The sequence below is a fragment of the [Actinomadura] parvosata subsp. kistnae genome, from assembly GCF_900323885.1.
In the GTDB taxonomy this organism is placed as follows: Bacteria; Actinomycetota; Actinomycetes; order Streptosporangiales; family Streptosporangiaceae; genus Nonomuraea; species Nonomuraea composti.
Genome location: NZ_OOHJ01000018.1, coordinates 4,152,229 through 4,171,127 on the forward strand (window position 1 = coordinate 4,152,229; position 18,899 = coordinate 4,171,127).

General features: G+C 69.4%; 17 protein-coding genes and 1 other RNA gene. 15 read left to right on the plus strand and 3 right to left on the minus strand.

From position 1 onward, the window contains the following. The first annotated feature begins 91 nt into the window (after nt 1-91). The 4 genes from KIS93_RS39730 to KIS93_RS39745 all read left to right on the plus strand — a co-directional run bounded on the left by KIS93_RS39730 (nt 92) and on the right by KIS93_RS39745 (nt 6,647). Nucleotides 92-646 (plus strand): sigma-70 family RNA polymerase sigma factor, encoded by a 555-nt coding sequence (locus KIS93_RS39730; protein WP_206067967.1) that lies wholly within the window; start codon nt 92-94, stop codon nt 644-646. Then, entirely contained in the window at nt 646-846 is a 201-nt protein-coding gene (locus KIS93_RS39735; RefSeq protein ID WP_080042822.1) for an anti-sigma factor family protein, read from the plus strand. Before KIS93_RS39730 ends, KIS93_RS39735 begins: the two co-directional genes overlap by 1 nt. 85 nt (nt 847-931) lie before the next feature. Beyond that, nucleotides 932-1,735: a tryptophan 2,3-dioxygenase gene (locus KIS93_RS39740; RefSeq protein WP_222107727.1), complete on the plus strand. Its 804-nt coding sequence runs from the start codon at nt 932-934 to the stop codon at nt 1,733-1,735. A gap of 37 nt (nt 1,736-1,772) precedes the next feature. Further along, nucleotides 1,773-6,647: an NAD-glutamate dehydrogenase gene (locus KIS93_RS39745; protein WP_080042821.1), complete on the plus strand. Its 4,875-nt coding sequence runs from the start codon at nt 1,773-1,775 to the stop codon at nt 6,645-6,647. Between the two features lie 326 nt (nt 6,648-6,973). Here the strand turns inward: KIS93_RS39745 and KIS93_RS39750 are convergent, their stop codons facing one another. The 3 genes from KIS93_RS39750 to KIS93_RS39760 are packed head-to-tail and all read right to left on the minus strand — an operon-like array spanning nt 6,974 to nt 8,745. Further along, a complete protein-coding gene (locus KIS93_RS39750) occupies nt 6,974-7,456 on the minus strand; it encodes a Clp protease N-terminal domain-containing protein (RefSeq protein ID WP_080042820.1) in 483 nt (160 codons plus the stop codon). Beyond that, nucleotides 7,453-7,674: a helix-turn-helix domain-containing protein gene (locus tag KIS93_RS39755; protein ID WP_080042819.1), complete on the minus strand. Its 222-nt coding sequence runs from the start codon at nt 7,672-7,674 to the stop codon at nt 7,453-7,455. The genes KIS93_RS39750 and KIS93_RS39755 overlap by 4 nt, the downstream gene beginning before the upstream one ends. A 45-nt stretch (nt 7,675-7,719) precedes the next feature. Then, the gene (locus tag KIS93_RS39760) at nt 7,720-8,745 is read right to left on the minus strand and encodes a DUF8094 domain-containing protein (RefSeq protein ID WP_080042818.1); all 1,026 of its coding nucleotides are present in this window, start codon (nt 8,743-8,745) and stop codon (nt 7,720-7,722) included. A gap of 47 nt (nt 8,746-8,792) precedes the next feature. On the opposite strand from KIS93_RS39760, the gene prfB reads away from it, so the two are divergent. From prfB to KIS93_RS39820, 11 genes are all read left to right on the plus strand, one after another. Beyond that, on the plus strand, nt 8,793-9,908 hold the full coding sequence (prfB, locus tag KIS93_RS39765) for a peptide chain release factor 2 (RefSeq protein ID WP_080042817.1): 1,116 nt from the start codon (nt 8,793-8,795) through the stop codon (nt 9,906-9,908). 421 nt (nt 9,909-10,329) lie between these two features. After that, nucleotides 10,330-11,019 carry a cell division ATP-binding protein FtsE gene (gene ftsE / locus KIS93_RS39775; protein ID WP_043620538.1) on the plus strand — a complete coding sequence of 230 codons (690 nt, stop codon included), beginning with the start codon at nt 10,330-10,332 and terminating at the stop codon, nt 11,017-11,019. A 20-nt stretch (nt 11,020-11,039) separates the two neighbouring features. Continuing rightward, nucleotides 11,040-11,939 carry a permease-like cell division protein FtsX gene (ftsX, locus tag KIS93_RS39780; RefSeq protein WP_080042815.1) on the plus strand — a complete coding sequence of 300 codons (900 nt, stop codon included), beginning with the start codon at nt 11,040-11,042 and terminating at the stop codon, nt 11,937-11,939. A gap of 47 nt (nt 11,940-11,986) precedes the next feature. Continuing rightward, nucleotides 11,987-12,454 carry an SsrA-binding protein SmpB gene (gene smpB, locus KIS93_RS39785; RefSeq protein WP_080042814.1) on the plus strand — a complete coding sequence of 156 codons (468 nt, stop codon included), beginning with the start codon at nt 11,987-11,989 and terminating at the stop codon, nt 12,452-12,454. Nucleotides 12,455-12,473: 19 nt separating this feature from the next. Beyond that, nucleotides 12,474-14,330, plus strand: coding sequence for a penicillin-binding transpeptidase domain-containing protein (locus KIS93_RS39790; RefSeq protein WP_080042813.1), 1,857 nt, complete (start codon nt 12,474-12,476; stop codon nt 14,328-14,330). A gap of 315 nt (nt 14,331-14,645) precedes the next feature. After that, nucleotides 14,646-15,029: a transfer-messenger RNA gene (gene ssrA / locus KIS93_RS39795) on the plus strand. Between the two features lie 193 nt (nt 15,030-15,222). After that, nucleotides 15,223-15,603, plus strand: coding sequence for a YbaB/EbfC family nucleoid-associated protein (locus tag KIS93_RS39800; protein WP_186404662.1), 381 nt, complete (start codon nt 15,223-15,225; stop codon nt 15,601-15,603). 22 nt (nt 15,604-15,625) lie between these two features. Further along, nucleotides 15,626-15,979: a hypothetical protein gene (locus KIS93_RS39805; protein ID WP_080042811.1), complete on the plus strand. Its 354-nt coding sequence runs from the start codon at nt 15,626-15,628 to the stop codon at nt 15,977-15,979. Continuing rightward, the gene (locus KIS93_RS39810) at nt 15,976-17,079 is read left to right on the plus strand and encodes a hypothetical protein (RefSeq protein ID WP_080042810.1); all 1,104 of its coding nucleotides are present in this window, start codon (nt 15,976-15,978) and stop codon (nt 17,077-17,079) included. Before KIS93_RS39805 ends, KIS93_RS39810 begins: the two co-directional genes overlap by 4 nt. 260 nt (nt 17,080-17,339) lie before the next feature. Beyond that, on the plus strand, nt 17,340-18,263 hold the full coding sequence (locus tag KIS93_RS39815; protein WP_155128532.1) for a hypothetical protein: 924 nt from the start codon (nt 17,340-17,342) through the stop codon (nt 18,261-18,263). Next, nucleotides 18,260-18,865 carry a hypothetical protein gene (locus tag KIS93_RS39820; RefSeq protein WP_080042808.1) on the plus strand — a complete coding sequence of 202 codons (606 nt, stop codon included), beginning with the start codon at nt 18,260-18,262 and terminating at the stop codon, nt 18,863-18,865. The genes KIS93_RS39815 and KIS93_RS39820 overlap by 4 nt, the downstream gene beginning before the upstream one ends. The last annotated feature ends 34 nt before the right edge of the window (nt 18,866-18,899 follow it).

Sequence of the window (18,899 nt, forward strand, 5' to 3'; positions counted from 1 at the left end):
AGTACCGGGCCAGGTTCACGCATGGCCGGGAATAGTTAGAAATGACTGGAGTTATCGGAGTGGCTACCGCTTGGATAACGAAGGTGTAAAGATGTGCCCCGTGCTAGGTCACCTCGACGGCAGGTTCGAGAGTGCGGATGCCGAGGCGGAGCATCGCATCGCGGTGCTTTACCAGGAGTTCGGCGGCCCTCTGCTGCGCCACGTACGCAAATCAACAGGTAACGACCTTCAGTGGGCTGAAGACGTCGTGCAGGAGACGATCGTCAGAGCTTGGCGTAACTCGGCAAGACTGCAATGGGAACCGAGCCTCATCTGGGCGTGGCTGCTGACAGTGGCCCGCCGCATAGTCATTGATGGTCGTCGGCGGAAGAGCGTCCGGCCGCAGGAGGTCGAGCCGCCCGAAGTCGACATGATGTCGGTGCCCGATGGATCGGAGCGCGCCTTATCGGCGATGGTCGTCGCGGACGCGCTGCGGTCCCTGTCTGAAGAACACCGCGAAGTCATTGAGCAGACCTACCTTCGAGACCGTACGATAAGTGAAGCGGCGGAGATTCTGGGGATCCCGCCGGGCACGGTGAAGTCCCGGCTCTACTACGGGATCCGGGCTCTCCGCGAGCTGCTGCGGGACAAGGGGGTAGCCGGCTGATGCATGACGGGGTGGCCGCCTACGTCCTCGGCGTCCTCGATGAGGAGGAGCACGAGGCGTTCGAACGCCACCTCGACACGTGTGAGCAGTGCCAGGCGGAGCTCATCGAGCTGGCCGAGCTGCCGGAGCAGCTCGACGAGCTCAAGAACGACCCCTCCTCGACCTCCGGTGACGACCCCCCTATGTCGATGTCACGTTGACGTCCATCCCCTTTTCGGGTGGTATCGATAGGGCAAGGCGTCACGCCCGGCTCCGCGTGGCCGGGCGATCAGGGGGAGGTGTTCGGTGGGCATCGACGGTGATGCGCCCGGTCCCCCGCGCCGGCAGTTCGGCGAGGAAGGCGGTCTGCTGTCCTACGGCGGCTACCTTCGCCTGCCCGAGCTCCTCGCTCAGCAGCGGCCGCAGTCGCAGGCTCCCGACGAGCTGCTCTTCATCACCATCCACCAGGTCTACGAGCTGTGGTTCAAGCTGCTGCTCCACGAGCTGGAGGGCGCGCGCGAGGCCATGTTCGCAGGTGAGCTGTGGCAGGCCAGGCACCTGTTCAGGCGGGTGCACGCGGTCGAGCGGGTGCTGATCGAGCAGGTCGAGGTCCTGGAGACCATGACGCCCCAGGACTTCATGGCCTTCCGCGCCAATCTGGCGCCCGCGAGCGGGTTCCAGTCGGTGCAGTTCCGCGAGCTGGAGTTCCTGTCCGGGCTGCGGGACGAGCGCTATCTCGGCTCGTTCCGGCACATCTCGGAGGAGGAGCTGGCCCGGCTGCGCCGCAGACTCGCCGAGCCGACGCTGTGGGATGCTTATCTGACAGCCCTCTCCCGGCGTGGCCTGCCGGTCTCCGACAAGGAGATCATGTCCTCGCTGCTGGCCGTGGCGAGAAACCGCGGGTCCTACGACGACCTGTGGCAACTGGCCGAAGACCTGCTGACGCACGACGAGACCGCCGCGCTGTGGCGGATGCGTCACGTTCAGATGGTCGAACGCCAGATCGGCACCAAGTCGGGCACAGGCGGCTCGACCGGTGCCCCCTACCTGCGCGGTAGGACCCGCCTGCACTACTTCCCACTGCTGTGGGAACTTAGGGCCTGGCTGTGAACACGTTGGCGAACCCTCACAAAGGAGTGAGAGCACGATGCCGCTCGACGAGGCCAAGGACGAGCTGCTCCAGCGAGCCGCCGAGAGTTGCGCGGTGGGCAGTGAGCATGTGAGCCCCGAGGAGGCACTGTCCTTCCTGCGGTTCTACTACCGGCATGTCGCCCCTGAGGACCTGCTCGACCGCAACCCCGTTGACGTGTACGGCCCCGCGATGTCGCAGAGACAGCTCGCCGAGGTCCGCCCCCAGGGCAGGGCCGTGGTCCGGGCCTACACCCCCACCCTCGACGAGAACGGCTGGGACCCCGGTCACTCCGTGGTCGAGGTGGTCACCGACGACATGCCGTTCCTGGTCGACTCGGTGACGATGGAGCTCGACCGGCACGACCTCGGCGTGCACCTGGTGGTCCACCCGCAGATGCGGGTGCGCCGCGACATGACGGGCCGGATGCTCGGCCGCGGCCAGGAGGACGTCACCGGCCAGATGCTGGTGGAGTCGTGGATCCACATCGAGATCGACCGCCAGTCCGATCCCGCCGCGCTCAAGGAGATCGAGGCCGACCTGCAGCGGGTGCTCACCGACGTGCGCCACGCGGTCGAGGACTTCAGGAAGATGCGGGCGCTGGCCGTGCAGACGGCCGAGGACCTGAGCATGAACCCGCCGCCGCTGGAGCCGGCCGAGGTCGAGGACAGCATCGACCTGCTGCGCTGGCTCGCCGACGGGCACTTCACCTTCCTCGGCTACCGCGAGTACCGCCTGGAGGACACCGACGAGGGCGAGACGCTGCGCGCGCTGCCCGGGGCCGCGCTGGGCATCCTGCGCGACGACAAGGTGGGCTCGGGCAGCTTCGCGGCGCTGCCCGCAGAGGTGCGGGCCAAGGCGCGCGAGAAGCAGCTCATGATCATCACGAAGGCCAACTCCAGGGCCACCGTGCACCGGGCCACCTACCTCGACTACATCGGGGTCAAGCTGTTCTCGCCGGAGGGCGAGGTGATCGGGGAGCGGCGCTTCCTCGGCCTGTTCACCCACGTCGCCTACAACGAGTCGATCTCCCGCATCCCCGTGCTGCGGCGCAAGCTGGCCGGCGTGCTCGGCGAGGCCGGGCTGGCGCCCGACAGCCACGACGGCAAGGACCTCATCGAGATCCTGGAGACGTTCCCGCGCGACGAGCTGTTCCAGACCTCGGTCGACCAGCTCCTGCCGATCGCGATGGGCGTGCTGCGGCTGCGCGAGCGCAAGCAGGTCAAGCTGTTCCTGCGGCGCGACGACTACGGCCGCTACATCTCCTGCCTCATCTACCTGCCGCGCGACCGCTACACCACCAAGGTGCGGCTGAAGATGCAGGAGGTGCTGCTCAAGGCGCTCGGCGGCAGGTCGCTCGACTACAGCGCGATGATCGGCGAGTCGGTGCTGGCCCGGCTGCACGTGGTCGTCAGGGGCGAGCGCGGCAAGCCGCTGCCGCCGCCCAGCGTGGACGTGGAGGAGCTGGAGGCGCGCCTGGCCGCCCTGACCCGCTCCTGGGAGGACGACCTGGCCGCCGCGCTGACCGAGATGACCTCCGAGGAGGAGGCCCCCACGCTCATCCGGCGCTACGCCTCCGCCTTCCCCGAGGGGTACAAAGCCGACTTCCCGCCCAAGGTGGCCGTGGTGGACCTGCGGCGGCTGGAGCAGCTCGTCGAGGCGGGCGACGGCGAGCAGGTCGACATCAACCTCTACGAGCCGTACGACGCCACCGAGGGGGAGCGGCGCCTGAAGATCTACAAGGTCGGCTCGCCCATCTCGCTGTCCCAGGCGCTGCCGCTGATCCAGCGGCTCGGGGTCGAGGTCGTGGACGAGCGGCCGTACGAGATCGACCGCGACAACGACCCCAGCACCAAGAACGCCTGGATCTACGACTTCGGCCTGCGCTACACGCCGTCGGAGGAGGTCGACAGGAACGACTTCAAGCGGCTCTTCCAGGACGGCCTGGCCGCCCTGTGGAAGGGGCGGGTGCAGGACGACGACTTCAACGCGCTGATCCTGCGCGGCGGGCTCACCTGGGAGCAGGTGGAGATCCTGCGGGTCTACGCCAAGTACCTGCGGCAGGCCGGGAGCACGTTCTCGCAGCCGTACATGGAGCGGGTGCTGCGCGACAACGTGCGGGTGGCGCGGCTGCTGGTGCGCCTGTTCGAGGCCAAGCTCGACCCGCGGCGGGGCGAGGACGTGCGGGTGGACCTCGTCGAGGCGCTCAACGAGGAGATCCTGCGCTCGCTGGACGAGGTGGCCTCGCTGGACGAGGACCGCATCCTGCGGGCGTACCTGGAGATGATCCAGGCGACATTGCGCACCAACTACTTCCAGACGGTGGATGGAGAGCGCAAACCGTACATTTCTCTCAAATTCGACCCGCAGGCCATCAGCGTGCTGCCGCTGCCGCGGCCGAAGTTCGAGATATTCGTGTATTCGCCCCGGGTCGAGGGCGTTCATCTCCGCTTCGGGAAAGTGGCGCGCGGCGGGCTGCGGTGGTCGGACCGGATGGAGGACTTCCGCACGGAGATTCTCGGTCTGGTCAAGGCGCAGATGGTGAAAAATACCGTTATTGTGCCGACTGGGTCTAAGGGTGGATTTGTCGTTAAGCGTCCGCCCAAGTCCGGTTCGCGGGAGGAGCTGCTCGCCGAAGGCGTGGCCTGCTACCGCATGTTCATCTCCGGGCTGCTCGACATCACCGACAACCTCGTGGACGGCAAGGTCGTGCCGCCGCCCGACGTCGTCCGGCACGACGGCGACGACACCTACCTCGTCGTCGCCGCCGACAAGGGCACCGCGACCTTCTCCGACATCGCCAACAGCGTGGCCAAGGAGTATGGCTTCTGGCTCGGCGACGCCTTCGCCTCCGGCGGCTCCATCGGCTACGACCACAAGGCCATGGGCATCACCGCGCGCGGCGCCTGGGAGTCCGTCCGCTACCACTTCCGCACCATGGGCGTGGACGTCCAGACGACCGACTTCACCGTGGCCGGCATCGGCGACATGTCGGGCGACGTCTTCGGTAACGGCATGCTCCTGTCGGAGCACATCCGGCTGGTCGCCGCGTTCGACCACCGGCACATCTTCGTGGACCCCAGCCCCGACGCGGCCCGCTCCTTCGCCGAGCGGCAGCGGCTGTTCGAGCTGCCGCGCAGCTCGTGGGAGGACTACGACGCCAAGCTGATCTCCGCGGGCGGCGGCGTCTTCCCGCGCACGGCCAAGTCCATCCAGATCACGCCCCAGATGCGCGAGGCGCTCGGCATCCCGTCCGGCATCGCCTCCATGGCGCCGAACGACCTGATCAGCGCCATCCTCAAGGCACCCGTCGACCTGCTGTGGAACGGCGGCATCGGCACCTACGTCAAGTCCACCACCGAGTCCCACGCCGACGTCGGCGACAAGGCCAACGACGTGCTCCGGGTCAACGCCTCCGACCTGCGCTGCAAGGTCGTCGGCGAGGGCGGCAACCTCGGCTTCACCCAGCTCGCCCGCATCGAGTTCGCGCTCAACGGCGGCCTGGTCAACACCGACTTCATCGACAACTCCGCCGGGGTCGACACCTCCGACCACGAGGTGAACATCAAGATCCTGCTCGACCAGGTCGTCCGCGACGGCGAGCTGACCGACAAGCAGCGCAACCAGGTCTTCACCTCCATGACCGACGAGGTGGCCGACCTCGTGCTGCGCGACAACTACGCCCAGAACGTCGTCCTCGACGCCGCCCGTACGCAGGCCGTCGAGATGCTCCACATCCACGCCCGCTACCTGCGCAAGCTGGAGCGCGACGGGCTGGTCAACCGGGAGCTGGAGTTCCTGCCCTCGGACAAGACGCTGGCCGAGCGGCGCCAGGCCAGGCTCGGGCTGACCGCGCCCGAGTTCTCCGTGCTGCTCGCCTACACCAAGCTGGTCGCCGACGCCGAGCTGCTCGGCTCCGACCTGCCCGACGACCCCTACCTCGCCTCGTGGCTGGTCTCCTACTTCCCGTCGGCGCTGCGCGAGCGGTTCCGCACGTACATGGACGAGCACCCGCTGCGGCGCGAGATCATCACCACCCGCGTGGTGAACGAGCTGGTCAACTCGGCGGGCACCACCTTCATGTTCCGCTTCGGCGAGGAGACCGGCGCCTCCACGCCCGACATCGTGCGGGCGTACCTGGTCGCGCGGGAGGTCTTCGACCTGCCCAGCTTCTACCGGGCCGTGGAGGAGCTGGACAACCAGGTCGACACCGGCACCCAGATCGCCATGCTGCTGGAGGCCCGCAAGCTGGCCGAGCGCGGCACCCGGTGGCTGCTGGTCAACCGGCGCCCGCCGCTCGACCTGGCCGGCTCCGTGAGCTTCTTCGTCAAGGGCGTCAACGGGCTGCTCGCCCACATCCCGAAGCTCGTCACCGGGCCCGACCTGGCCGCCTACGAGGAGCGGCGCGACTCCTACGTGGCGCGCGGGGTGCCGCAGGAGCTGGCCGAGCGGGTGGCCGGGATGGTGCCGGCGTACTCGACGCTGGACCTGGTGGAGATCGCGTCGCTGACGGGACGGCCGGTCAGTGAGGTCGCCGAGGTCTACTTCGACCTGGCCGACCGGCTGCAGCTCGCCCGGCTGCGGGAGCGCGTCATCGCGCTGCCCCGCGACAACCGGTGGAACTCGATCGCCCGCTCCGCGCTGCGCGACGACCTGTACGCGGCGCACGCCTCGCTCACGCGCGACGTGCTCGCCCACAGCAAGCCAGGGTTGCCGCCGGAGGAGCGGCTGGCGCGGTGGACGGAGGCGAACTCGGCGGCGGTGGCGCGGGCGCGCCAGACGCTGTCCGAGATCTGGGAGAGCGACCACTTCGACCTCGCCACCCTCTCCGTCGCCCTCCGCGCCATCCGCACGCTCGTCGCTGCCAGCAATCTCCCCCATACGGAGGCATAAAGATCTTTTGTTTTTACGCGGTGCCGTGGTCAGCCACCCGCCGTCTTTGGCGGGCGGCTGTCCAGGGAAACGGCCTCTGACCGGTCAGTGGCGCGCCGCCGTTACGGCGCGCACTGCCGGCCGGATTCCGTGGCCGAGCAACAGCCGTGGAGCTTCTGGGCGGTCGCCTGGCGCCACGCGGACCCTCCGGCGCAGGCATGGCATCGTGCGGGCGCTCCGGCTGGCATCGTGCGGGCGCTCCGGCGCTCGCATGGCGCCGTGCGGGCGCTCCGTGCTCGTATGGCGCCGTGCGGGCACTCCGGCGCCGGCAGGGCGCCGTGCGGCTGTCACCAGTCGGCCGTTGAGGCCGCCTCTTTTGCTCTTTCCGCCAGTTCCTCCCGGTTCACGCCGGCCAGGGTCAGGGCGCGGGGGACCGTGCCCAGTTCGGCCTCCAGGATGCCCAGCAGGAGGTGGGCGGGGCGGAGGTCGCGTTTGCGGGGGGCGTGGAAGAAGCCGCGTTCGAGGGCGAGGCGGGCCGAGGCGCCCAGGCCGATCCGGCGGTCGGGGTCGGGGGTGGGGCTGGGCAGGGCGAAGGCGGCGGGGGAGACGCCGACGGTGCTCAGGCTGTGCTCGAACTCGCGGTCCAGCGCCGCCCTGATGGCCGCCCGGTCGAGCCCGGCCGCCGCCAGGACCGCGCCGGGCGCGGAGTCCTGCTGGGCGGCGAGGCCGAGCAGGAGGTGGTGGGCCTCGATGGCGGCGGAGCCGTCGTGGCGCGCCTCGGCCTCGCCCTGCCTGATGACCGCGTCGAGGTAGTGGTCGATCGCGCTCATGTGCGCCTCCTCAGCGTGACCCCGGCCGCGATGAGCCGTTTGGCGTGCTTCTTGTGGACCGCCTGCCGCGTGATGCCCAGCGCCTCGGCGACCTGGGGCCAGCTCCAGCCGGCCCGCATGGCCTGCTCGACGGCGGCGTCCTCCAGCTGGTCGGCCAGGCGGCGCAGCGCGACCACGGCCGCGAGCGCGTCGGCTGGGTCCTCGGGAACGTCCGGCATGTAAGCAACCGTAGTTGACTAATGCGGGTGGGTCAACGACGGCGGCTACTCACCGGAGGCCCGCGTGAGCGCCCCGTCGTGGGCGACCACCTGCGCCGCGGCCGGCGCCGTGAGGGGCGGGACGGCGGAGGCGTACTGGTGGACCTCCGTGAGCCGGAGGCTGAGGCGCACGGTCGGGTCGGTGATCGCCCAGCTCGCCTGCGGCGGCACGGGGATCTTGAAGGTCTTGTTCGCCATGTTCTTGGTCGTGCTGGTGCGCGTCAGCGAGTACTGGATCAGGGCGCCGCCGCCCTCGGTGCGCAGCGCGTAGACCGGGTAGTTGTCGGCGCTGAAGATGGAGTCGTAGCTCAGCTCGGCGCCCTTGGCGTCGAGCCGCAGGCCGGCGATCTGCTCCGCCACGTCCGTCGTGTAGGGGCCGGGCGCGAGCAGGCCCGCGGTGACGCCCGACTTGCCCGTCTCGGCCACGCTGGCGTGCACGGGGCCCATGAACTGCGGGCTGATCGTGATGGTCTTGTCGTCGGTGGGCACGCTGGAGGCGTAGCCGTCGGCGTCGAGCTTGATCTTCGGCAGGGTCTGCCCCGGCACGAGCTGGGCCGCGGAGCTGAGCCGCCAGCGGTCGGACTTGGCGAAGGTCAGCAGCGTCGGCCGCCCGTCGCGGGTGGCCAGCGCGCTGAACCAGGGCGCCCGCTCGCCCTGGGCGAACCTCGGCACGTAGAGCGTCGGCGCGCCCCACTGGCGGCGCGGCGGCTTGGAGCCGGTGGAGACGTAGGCGGCCTGGGTGAGCGGCCACTGCCCGCCCGTGGTGATGTCGCTGGCCTGCGTCAGCCTGCCCTCGAAGGTGCTCGTCCAGTTTTCGCCCCGGAGGGAGTTGTCGGTGACGGTGAAGGCGGTGAACTCGTCGGCCGCCTCCTGCAGCGTCACCTCGGGCTCGTCGGGCGACGGCGACGGGGTCGCGGTGACGGCGGCGGCGGGCGTGGTGGCGGCCGGCCGGGCATCGCCCGAGCAGGCGGTCACCGCGGCGAGCAGGCCGGCGGCGAGCGCCAGCAGACCACGCCGACCGTATGCACGCACCTCGCCATGTTATTCGGGCCCGCGAGGGTCGCGTACCCTAGGGAGACGTGGCAGGCATCGATCCGGCAGAAGAGATCAACGAGCTCCGGGGCACGCTCCGCAGCATCCAGGACGTGCTCGACCTCGACGCGATGCGCAAGCAGATCGCGGAGCTGGAGCAGCAGGTTGCCGCGCCCGACCTCTGGGACGACCCCGAGCAGGCCCAGAAGGTCACCAGCAAGCTCTCCCACCTCCAGGGCGAGCTCAACCGCGTGGAGGGCGTCGCGCGGCGCCTCGACGACCTCACGGTCCTCTACGAGCTGGCGGCGGAGGAGAGCGACGACGACACGCGCGCCGAGGCCGACAAGGAGCTGGAGGGGCTGAAGTCCGACATCGGCGCCCTCGAGGTCCGCACGCTGCTCTCGGGTGAGTACGACGCGCGCGAGGCGCTCGTCACGATCAACTCCCAGGCCGGCGGCGTCGACGCGGCCGACTGGGCCGAGATGTTGCTGCGCATGTACCTGCGCTACGCCGAGCGCAAGGGCTACCCCACCGAGGTCTACGACACCTCCTACGCGGAGGAGGCCGGCATCAAGTCGGCCACGTTCACGATCAAGGCCCCCTACGCCTACGGCACGCTGCGCGGCGAGCACGGCACCCACCGGCTGGTCCGCATCAGCCCGTTCGACAACCAGGGCAGGCGGCAGACCTCGTTCGCCGGCGTCGACATCGTGCCGGTCGTCGAGCAGACCGACCACATCGACATCAACGAAGACGAGATCCGCGTCGACGTCTACCGCTCCAGCGGCCCCGGCGGCCAGGGCGTCAACACCACCGACTCGGCCGTGCGCATCACGCACCTGCCGACCGGCATCGTGGTCTCCTGCCAGAACGAGCGCTCGCAGCTGCAGAACCGCGCGACGGCCATGAACGTCCTTCAGGCCAAGCTGCTGGAGCGCAAGCGGCAGGAGGAGGCCGAGAAGATGTCGGAGCTGCGCGGCGCCACCACCACGTCGTGGGGCACGCAGATCCGCAACTACGTGCTGCACCCGTACCAGATCGTGAAGGACCTGCGCACGGGCACCGAGGCGGGAAACCCGTCGGCGGTGCTCGACGGCGACCTCGACGAGTTCATCGAGTCGGAGATCCGCTGGATGCGGCGCCAGGAGTCGGGCGCCGAGTAAGACCAGGCCGAGTAAGACCCGGGCGGGTCAGGAGCCGAGCAGGTGCTGGGCCGCGAGGCTCAGCAGGAGCAGGGCGACGAGGAGAAGGGCGATGAGGGCGGGTGACAGCCCGGCGAAGCCGTGCTGGTGCATCCGCTCCCGATTGGCACGGCAGAGGGGGCAGCGCCCCTCGACCACGGGGTGAGCGCACTGCGCGCATACGAGGTGTTCACAACTCATGACAGCCCCAAGTCTAGCCGCACAATCGTTTTGTTTCCGTTATGGACGTTCCATGCCAGTCTTCCCCCTAGACTGTCGTCTGGCCAATCGGAACGTCGATCATCAGTAAAGTCAACGCCCCCGATCGGCCGGTGGCGGGAAGTGGGCATGTGCCACCCTCGCTTCCGTCCTGACCCCTAGACTGGCATGCCGTGATGCTCTCGTGATCCATTTCGATAATGTCACCAAGGTCTACGCGAACCAGAACCGGCCCGCCCTCGACCACGTATCCGTTGACGTGGACAAGGGCGAGTTCGTGTTCCTCGTCGGTCCCTCGGGATCAGGCAAGTCGACGTTCCTGCGTCTGATCCTGAAGGAGGAGCGGCCCAACTCCGGCGCGATCCACGTCGCCGGCAAAGACCTGGCCCGCCTCTCCAACTTCAAGGTGCCGCACCTGCGCCGCCGCATCGGCTGCGTCTTCCAGGACTTCAGGCTGCTCCCCAACAAGAACGTCTACGAGAACGTGGCGTTCGCCCTCGAGGTCATCGGCAAGCCCCGGCGGTTCATCCGCAAGGTGGTGCCCGAGGTCGTCGAGCTGGTCGGCCTGGAGGGCAAGGCCCACCGCATGCCCGACGAGCTGTCCGGCGGCGAGCAGCAGCGCGTCGCCATGGCCCGCGCGTTCGTCAACAGGCCGATGATCCTGCTGGCCGACGAGCCCACGGGCAACATCGACCCCGCGACGAGCATCGGCATCATGAAGGTGCTCGACCGCATCAACAGGACTGGCACCACGGTCGTCATGGCCACGCACGACGCGGCCATCGTCGACTCCATGCGTAAGCGTGTCGTGGAGCTGGAGGACGGCAAGATCGTCCGTGACCAGTCGCGTGGCGTGTACGGCCAGGCGTACTGACAGGGAGCTGCAGACAAGACATGCGGGCGAATTTCATCTTCTCCGAGGTCTGGATCGGCCTCCGTCGCAACCTGACCATGACGATCGCCGTGGTCATCACGGTGGCGGTCAGCATGGCGCTGCTCGGCGTCGGTCTGATGATCAACAGCCAGGTCGGGCTGATGAAGGGCTACTGGAACGACAAGGTCGAAATCTCGGTCTTCCTCTGCAAAAAGGGGACGGCCATGCCGGCCTGCAACGGCAAGGCGATCACGCCCGCGCAGACCAAGGCGCTCCAGGAGCACATCCAGAACACCCCCGGTGTCAAGGGAGTGATCTTCGAGGACGAGGCCGCCGCGTACGAGAACTTCAAGCAGTCGTTCTCGTCGAACAAGGCCCTCGTCGACGCGACCAAGGTCGAGGATCTGCCCCAGTCGTTCCGGATCAGCCTGAAGGACCCCGACAACTACCAGCCCGTCATCGACGCGATGAAGGGCCAGCCCGGCGTGGCGCAGGTGATGGACCAGAAGCAGCTCATCTCGCCGTTCTTCAACCTGCTGAACACGCTGGCGTTCGCGGCGCTCTCGGTGGCCGTCGTGCTGGTGCTGGCGGCCGCCCTGCTGATCGGCAACACGGTGCGGCTGTCGGCGTTCAACCGGCGCAGGGAGACGGGCATCATGCGGCTGGTCGGCGCCTCCAACCTCTACATCCAGCTCCCGTTCGTCATGGAGGGCGTCATCGCCGGCCTGGTGGGCGGGGTGTTCGCCGCGGTCATCCTGATCCTGGCGAAGGTGTTCCTGTTCGACGAGGTCGTCAACTTCTTCGGTACGGGGCTCGGCTGGAACGACCTGGCCCAGACGATCACGCTCACTATGATCATCGGTGTCGTGATCTGTATCCTGGCCTCGTTCGTGACGCTGCGCCGCTACCTCAGGGTGTAGGGATGCGCTTGGGTCGTGACCGCCCCGGTCGCCGGTAAAGTCGAAGCATGCCACGTGAGACCGGGCGGAAGGTCATCGCCCAGAACAAACGTGCTCGGCACGACTACCACGTCGAGGACACTTTCGAGGCGGGTCTCGTGCTGCAGGGCACCGAGGTGAAGTCGCTACGCGAAGGCCGCGCCTCGCTCGTCGACGGCTACGCCAGCATCGACGGCGGCGAAGCGTGGCTGCTCAACGTCCACATTCCCGAATACTCCCAGGGCACGTGGACCAACCACGCGGCGCGCCGCAAGCGCAAGCTGCTGCTGCACCGCAAGGAGATCGAGAAGCTCGCCGCCAAGACGAAGGAGGGCGGGCTCACGATCGTGCCGCTGACGCTCTACTTCAAGGACGGCCGGGCCAAGGTCGAGATCGCCCTGGCCCGGGGCAAGAAAGACTGGGACAAGCGGCAGTCGCTGGCGGAGCAGCAGGCCAAGCGGGAGATGGCCCGGGCACTGCGGCACCGCAACCGATGAGAGTGTGACACCGCAACCGATGAGACGCGCCCGCCGCACCCTCGCCGCGACCGTCACCCTGGCGGTCGCGTGCACCACGCTGACCGGCTGCTTCGAGGAGCCGTCACCGCACGACGCGGTGCGTGACTTCCTCGTGGGCTGGCAGACCGAGGACTACGACCTGGCCGCCGGCCGCACCGACGGCGACGTGGCGACGGTGCGCAAGGCGCTGGCCGACGCCAAGCTGGAGCTCGACGCGGCCTCGTTCCGCTTCAAGATCACGAGCATCAGCATGAGCGGCGACGAGTCCAAGGCCGACTTCCACGCCGAGGTCGACCTGGGGGAGAACAACCCTCTGTGGCAGTACGAAAGCGTGCTGCCGCTGCACCTGGTCGACGGCTCGTGGAAGGTGCGCTGGTCGCCCTCGGTGCTGCACCCGCAGCTCGAGGAGGGGCAGCGGTTCGCCGTCGACACCGAGCCCAAGCCGCGCCAGCCGGTGGTCGACCGCGACAACGACCCGTTGCAGAGCGACACCGTCCTCTACGTCGCGGGCGTCTACCCCAACCGGCTCGGCGACCGGGCCGAAGAGGTGGTCGCCCAGCTGTCCGAGGTCACCGGCTACGCCCAAGACCGGCTGCTGAGCCGGGTCAGGTCCTCGCCGCCCGACAAGTTCGTGCAGCTCGTCACGTTCGGGCGCTCGCGTTACCAGTCGATGCAGGCGAAGCTGTCGGCCATCGACGGCATCGAGGTGCAGCCGCAGAAGCAGCCCGTCGATCCCGACGCGCCGCGCCAGATCGTCGGCAGCGTCAGCGCGCTCACTCCCGAGACCGAGCAGAAGCTCGGCGGCCCGCAGCGGGCCGGCGACTCCGTGGGCCGCAACGGCCTGCAGCAGGCCTACCAGAACTACCTGACCGGCTCCACCGCCACCAAGGTCATCACCCTCGACCTCAAGACCGGCCGCCAGGTCGCCGAGCTCAAGGCGTGGCCCGGCCGCCAGAACGTCTCGGTCAAGACCACCATCGACCGGGCCATGCAGGCCGCGGCCGAGCAGGCGGTGGCCGACACCGAGACCAGCGCGCTGGTCGCCGTGCAGCGCGACACCGGCGAGATCCTCGCGGTCAGCACCAAGAACCTGCACCAGGAGCGCGACGCGCTGGCCGGCAAGTTCCCGGCCGGCACGGCGTTCTCGATCGTGGCCGCCGACGCGCTGCTCAAGAAGGGCGTCAGCGCCAAGCAGAAACTGGCCTGCCCGCAGGAGCGCACGGTCGGCGGGGCCAGGTTCGTGCACGCGGGCCAGTCCACGGGCGTCACGACGTCCGCCACCTTCCAGGAGAACTTCGCCAAGGGCTGCGTGACCGCGCTGGCCTCGCTGGCCCGCCGGGTCACGGCCGACGACCTGGCACGCAGCGCCAAGGCGTTCGGCGTGGGGCTGCCGTGGCGGCTGCCGCTCAAGTCGTTCAGCGGCGCGCTGCCCGAGCTGTCCAGCGACGCCGACAAGGCCAGGGCCATCGCGGGCCAGAACGTCGAGATGAGCCCGCTCAGCATGGCCCTGGTGGCCGCGGCGGTGGGCTCGGGCACGTGGCGGCCGCCGGTGCTGGTCACCGAGCCCAGGTCGCCCGACCCGTCCGACGAGGCGAAGCCGATCGTCCAGCCGGCCCCCGTGCCGATGGACCCGAAGGTGCGCACGACGCTGATGGCCATGATGCGCTCCGGCGCGGCCGGCACGCCCGCCCAGGCGGGCAAGGGCCGGGTCTACGGCGTCAGGGCGTCGGCGGGCAACCAGCAGGGCTGGTTCGTCGGCTGGCAGGGCGATGTCGCGATCGCCGTCCTGACGAAGAACTACGACCCGGCGGCCGTCGCCGGCAGCTTCTTCGCGGGCCTTCGCACCTCTCCGTGAAAATGTCGCGACGCTGAGCAACCATTCGCGGTCCCGGCTGCGTCTTATCTAATGACTGGGCCCGCTCGGGGGGTTGCGGTTCCAGTCGCCGTGATGAGATCAGGACTTCATCTCGGGGGAAGTCCTGCCGTCCGGACCGGCTCGACCCTGCCGGTCGGCCCCCGGGAGCGCGTGCCGCTGTGCCACGCTCCCGGGGGTTTCGCCATGCCGCCCGACACCCGGAATTAAGTTGGCGTTGAGGGTGTTGTCCCATGTACATTCATCAATGCGCGAGCCTCGCCCCCATCTCGGCGAGGGCGTGTTGACAACTGCACAGGGGGTGACTGGCTTCGACTTTGACCTTGCAAGCCAGGTGAAGCGGGCCGAGGACTGCGGACATAACCTCGTTAATCCTGTGACCGCAAACAACAAGTGCCAATTCTAAGAGCACTGTGGCGGCCAGGGACTCCCTGGCCCTCGCTGCCTAAGTAGCGAAGCCACTGTCAGCCCGGGAGTGCCTTCGGCCCGGTGTCTGGCATCGCCAGAAGGCTCAACCGATCGACCCGGCCACGGGGGAGATCGGGAAACCAAACAGTGGCTGAGCCCGTCGGCGACTCGCCTGCGTGATCGCCGGGGCTGAGAAAAGCACAGCAGGCTGCGCCCGGAGAAGCCCTGACTTGGGGTTGAAGGACGCGGGTTCGATTCCCGCCACCTCCACGTGAGCAAACCGCCTCTGACCTGCCGGACTCCGGCAGGCGGGGGCGGTTTTCGCGTTTACCGGCCGGTTCGCCCCGGGAACCGGGGGTGAACCGTGGGCGAACTTTCAAGATCGGCCACGGGTGGCGCCATGCCCTTCTGCTTGGATCTCTTTGGCCGAAACCTGCCATCGAGCATGACCGAAAGCGAGGAGCCCATGGCACCCCCCGACGAGGCCGACTTCCTGGACCGGTTCGCCGAGCTGCGGGAGGTCGCGGCGGCGGCGAACGGCCTGGTCAAGGTGGAGGTCGACGGGACCAGCGACCTCGTGGGGCTGACCATCGACCCCAGGGCCATGCGGCTGCCGTCCGAGGAGCTGGCCGCGGCGGTGAAGGAGGCGTTCGGGCGGGCGCGGGCCGCGGCGCAGGAGCGGGCGATGCAGGCCGTGCCCGATGCCCTGCGGCAGGAGACGCCGGAGCTGACCGCGTTGCTGAAGGACATCGAGGCCGATGCGCGCGGCAACATGAACGAGATCCTGGTCGCGGCCGGCGAGCTGACCGCGCGCCTGGACCGGCTGATGCGGGACGGCCTGCGGTGATGGGCGCGGCGGGAGGGCGTCGATGAGCGACGGCAGCGCGGGCGGTGGCGGGATCCGGGTCGTGCGTGGCAGCCGGGCCGTGTCGGCGAGCCGGCTCAAGGAGCAGGCGGACGGCCTGGAGCGGGCGCTGAACGGGGCGCTCGGCCGGGCCGCGGACGCGGGAGGCGCCGGGGCGGCCCCCGAGCGGCCGGGGGCGGAGTTCGACGTCGAGTTCGCGGGGCTCACCGAGCTGGCGCGCGGCGCGTTCGCGGCCACGGCGGCGACGTTGCGCGACCACGCCGCGAAGGCCGAGGCGGCGGAGCGGAACTACGCCCACGCCGAGCAGGGCGGCGTCGAGACGGCCGAGCGCGTACGAGCCCGTCTGGAGGAGCTGTGAGCTGGGAACTGCCCTCGGGGCTGCGGGCCGTCCACGGGCTGGTCGCGTCGGACGCCCCCTGGCCGCGCGCCGACGAGACGCGGCGCCTCGACGGGGCCGGCTCGTGGATGGACCTCGCCGCCGCCACGCAGGGCGGCCGCACGGAGTCGGCCTCGGCCGTCGCCCAGGTACGGGCGTCCGGCAACCACTCCGGCGACCTGTCCGTCTTCGAGAGCGCCTGGAGCAGCACGGACGCGCGGATGGGCGACGGGGCGCTGGCCAACGCCCTCGTCGGCACCGGGACGACCGCCGTCGTGGTGCTGCGCACCGTGTGGAAGTACGTCGTCGTCCTCAGCCTCATCGCGCTGCTGCTGTCCATCATCCGGGCCTTCGCGCTGGGGCCCGCGCTGGGCGCGCTCTTCACCCGGATGCGCGTCATGGGCACGCGCAAGGCGCTCCAGGTCACCCTGGCCCAGATCGAACGCGACATCGCCGGCAACGCCGTCGCCGCCCTGCGGCTCGCGAAGCGGATGCTGGCCCGCGGCCTCATCGTGCCCGGCCTCCAGACGGCCCTCGTGGTGGCCGACACGCTCGCCCTCGACCCGTTCGACGACAACTCACGCGCGCGCGAGGAGGCCGAGCACGTGCTCCGCCGGACGCCCGAGGGGCGGGCGGCGCTCGCGTACGCCAAGGAGCACGGCATCACCACCCTGTACCAGAGCGGGCAGAACATCTACGCCTCCGACTACGACCGCGGCCTCAACGTCATCCGCATCGGCGGCGCCGACTGGTCCACCCCGGAGGCCCTGGCGGGGGAGTTCGTCCGGCAGGTCGAGATCGCCAAGAGCCGCTGGAGCCCCAGCCCGCTCGGCACCTCCCTGGACGAGTACACCGAGGCCCGGAGCCGGGAGGAGGAGGCGGCCAACCGGGCGGCGTACCGGATGGGGGCGCGGCTCGGCTACGAGCAGGACGCTCGCGCCACCTACGGCGAGAACGACTTCACCTCCTACGGGGCTGATTCTGGGGACATGTACCGGGAGCATGAGAACGGGCTGGAGCAGGCCATCCTCGACGGCCCCTTCAAGCTCTTCAACGACGGGCCCCTCGACTTCACCCGCTGACAGCCGCCCCGGCGTCGTCGCCTCACGCTGCGGCCTGCGGCCTCGCGTGGAGCCCCCCGAGCCTCGCGCCCTCCCGCCGAGTTCCGCTGGGTTGCGGCGGTAGGGGGCGGAGGGGCGGCGCTCTTGCGGGGGACCGGGGCGGCGATGAGCGACTGTTTGTCAGCAGTGAGTAACAGATCTGCCACTCTGTCACCAAAGATTGCTCTACGTGTGCTTAGGTGTTGCTTTGACAATCCATGTGTCCTAAGTGGGGTTGAAGCGTGTCAAGGTACGACTGGCGTCACTCGGCGTTCGCGCCTTTGGTGGGGCTGCTGGTGTCCGGGGTGTTGCTGGTGGCCGGGGCGGTGGGCGCGCTCTTGAGGCTGGTGGGGGCGGCGACGGCGCCCGCGGCGGCCGAGCTGGTGGTGACGCTGGTCATCGCGGTGTTCATCACCACCGTGCTGCGGATCGTCAGGGCCGTGCCGGACATCCGGCGGGAGCGGGCGGCGACGGCACGGGCGGTGGCGAACATCGGGTCGGTGAAACCCGGTGAGGACACGCTGGTCGGGCGGCGGCTCAAGCTGTTCAAGGAGGCGGCCGAGGCGGGGAGCGACTGCGAGGCCGTGCTGAGCGCCCGTTCGGCTCTCGACGAGAGTGAGATGGCCAACAAGCATCATCTCGATCATGCGCTGATCTGGGCGTTGCCGGTGTTCGGGTTCATCGGCACGGCGCTGACCATGGCGGCGATGGTGGGGTCGTTCGGGAACGCGCTGGACGGGCGGGGTGATCCGGGTGTGCTGATCGCGGCGCTCAAGCAGTACGTGCTGCCGGAGCTGGCCTCCGCGTTCGGCGTCACCATGATCGCGCTGTTCCTGAGCGTGCTGGCGTTCGGGGCGATGGCTCTGGTCGAGCGGGCCGAGCGGGCCAACGTGGGTGCGGCCGACGAGGTGTTCCTGATCTACCTGGCGCGGCTGCCCGGCAAGGAGGCCGCGCCCGGGCTGCAGGGGCTCACCCGCGAGCTGGCGCAGGTGCAGGGGCTGACCAGGGAGCTGTCGCACATGCAGGGCCTCACGCAGGAGCTGGCGCACTCGCGGGGCAGGACCGAGGAGCTGGTGAAGGGGCTGGACGCGCTGCGTACCGCCGTGGACCGGCTGGCCGCCGCCGAGAGCCGGCCGCAGAAGTACACGCTGGTGAGGGAGCAGTGAGGAGGAGGCCGCCGCGGTCGTTCGCGCCGCCGCTCGACCTGCGGTTCATCGACCTGTTCATGGCCATCGTGCTCGCGCTGTCGTTCGTGGCCATCATGCTGACGGTGGTGACGCGGATGTTGCCGACCGAGAGCGCCACGCCGCCCGCGCGGCAGCAGAAGAGCGTGGCCCAGCTCGAACGGCAGCTCGCCGCCGCAGAGCGGGCCAGGCGGGAGGCGGAGGCGGAGCTGCGGACGACGCGGGAGCAGATCTCCGAGCAGACCGCGTTCGCCCTGCCATGGTGGCTGATCGGCTTCTGCGCGCTGCTGGGCGTGCTGGCCGTGTTCATGAACTGGCGGGTGCGGCTGTGGAACAAGGGCAGCCTGCCGCCGCTGTGGAGCTGGGGGCTGGTCACGCTCGTGGTGGCGGTGGTCACGGTGGTGATCAGGTCGCTGAGCGACGGGCAGGGGTACCTGCTGTTGGCCGAGATCCCCTGGTGGGCGGCCGACGTCCTCTGCCTGGGGCTGCTGCTGGTCGCGCACGTGCTGATCTCGGACATCCGGGACCGGCAGCACACGCTGGGACGCATCAAAGCACAGGGGGTAAATCCTTCGCGTCCGTGACGAACCCTCGGTAAGGTCCGGAACCAGACTGGCC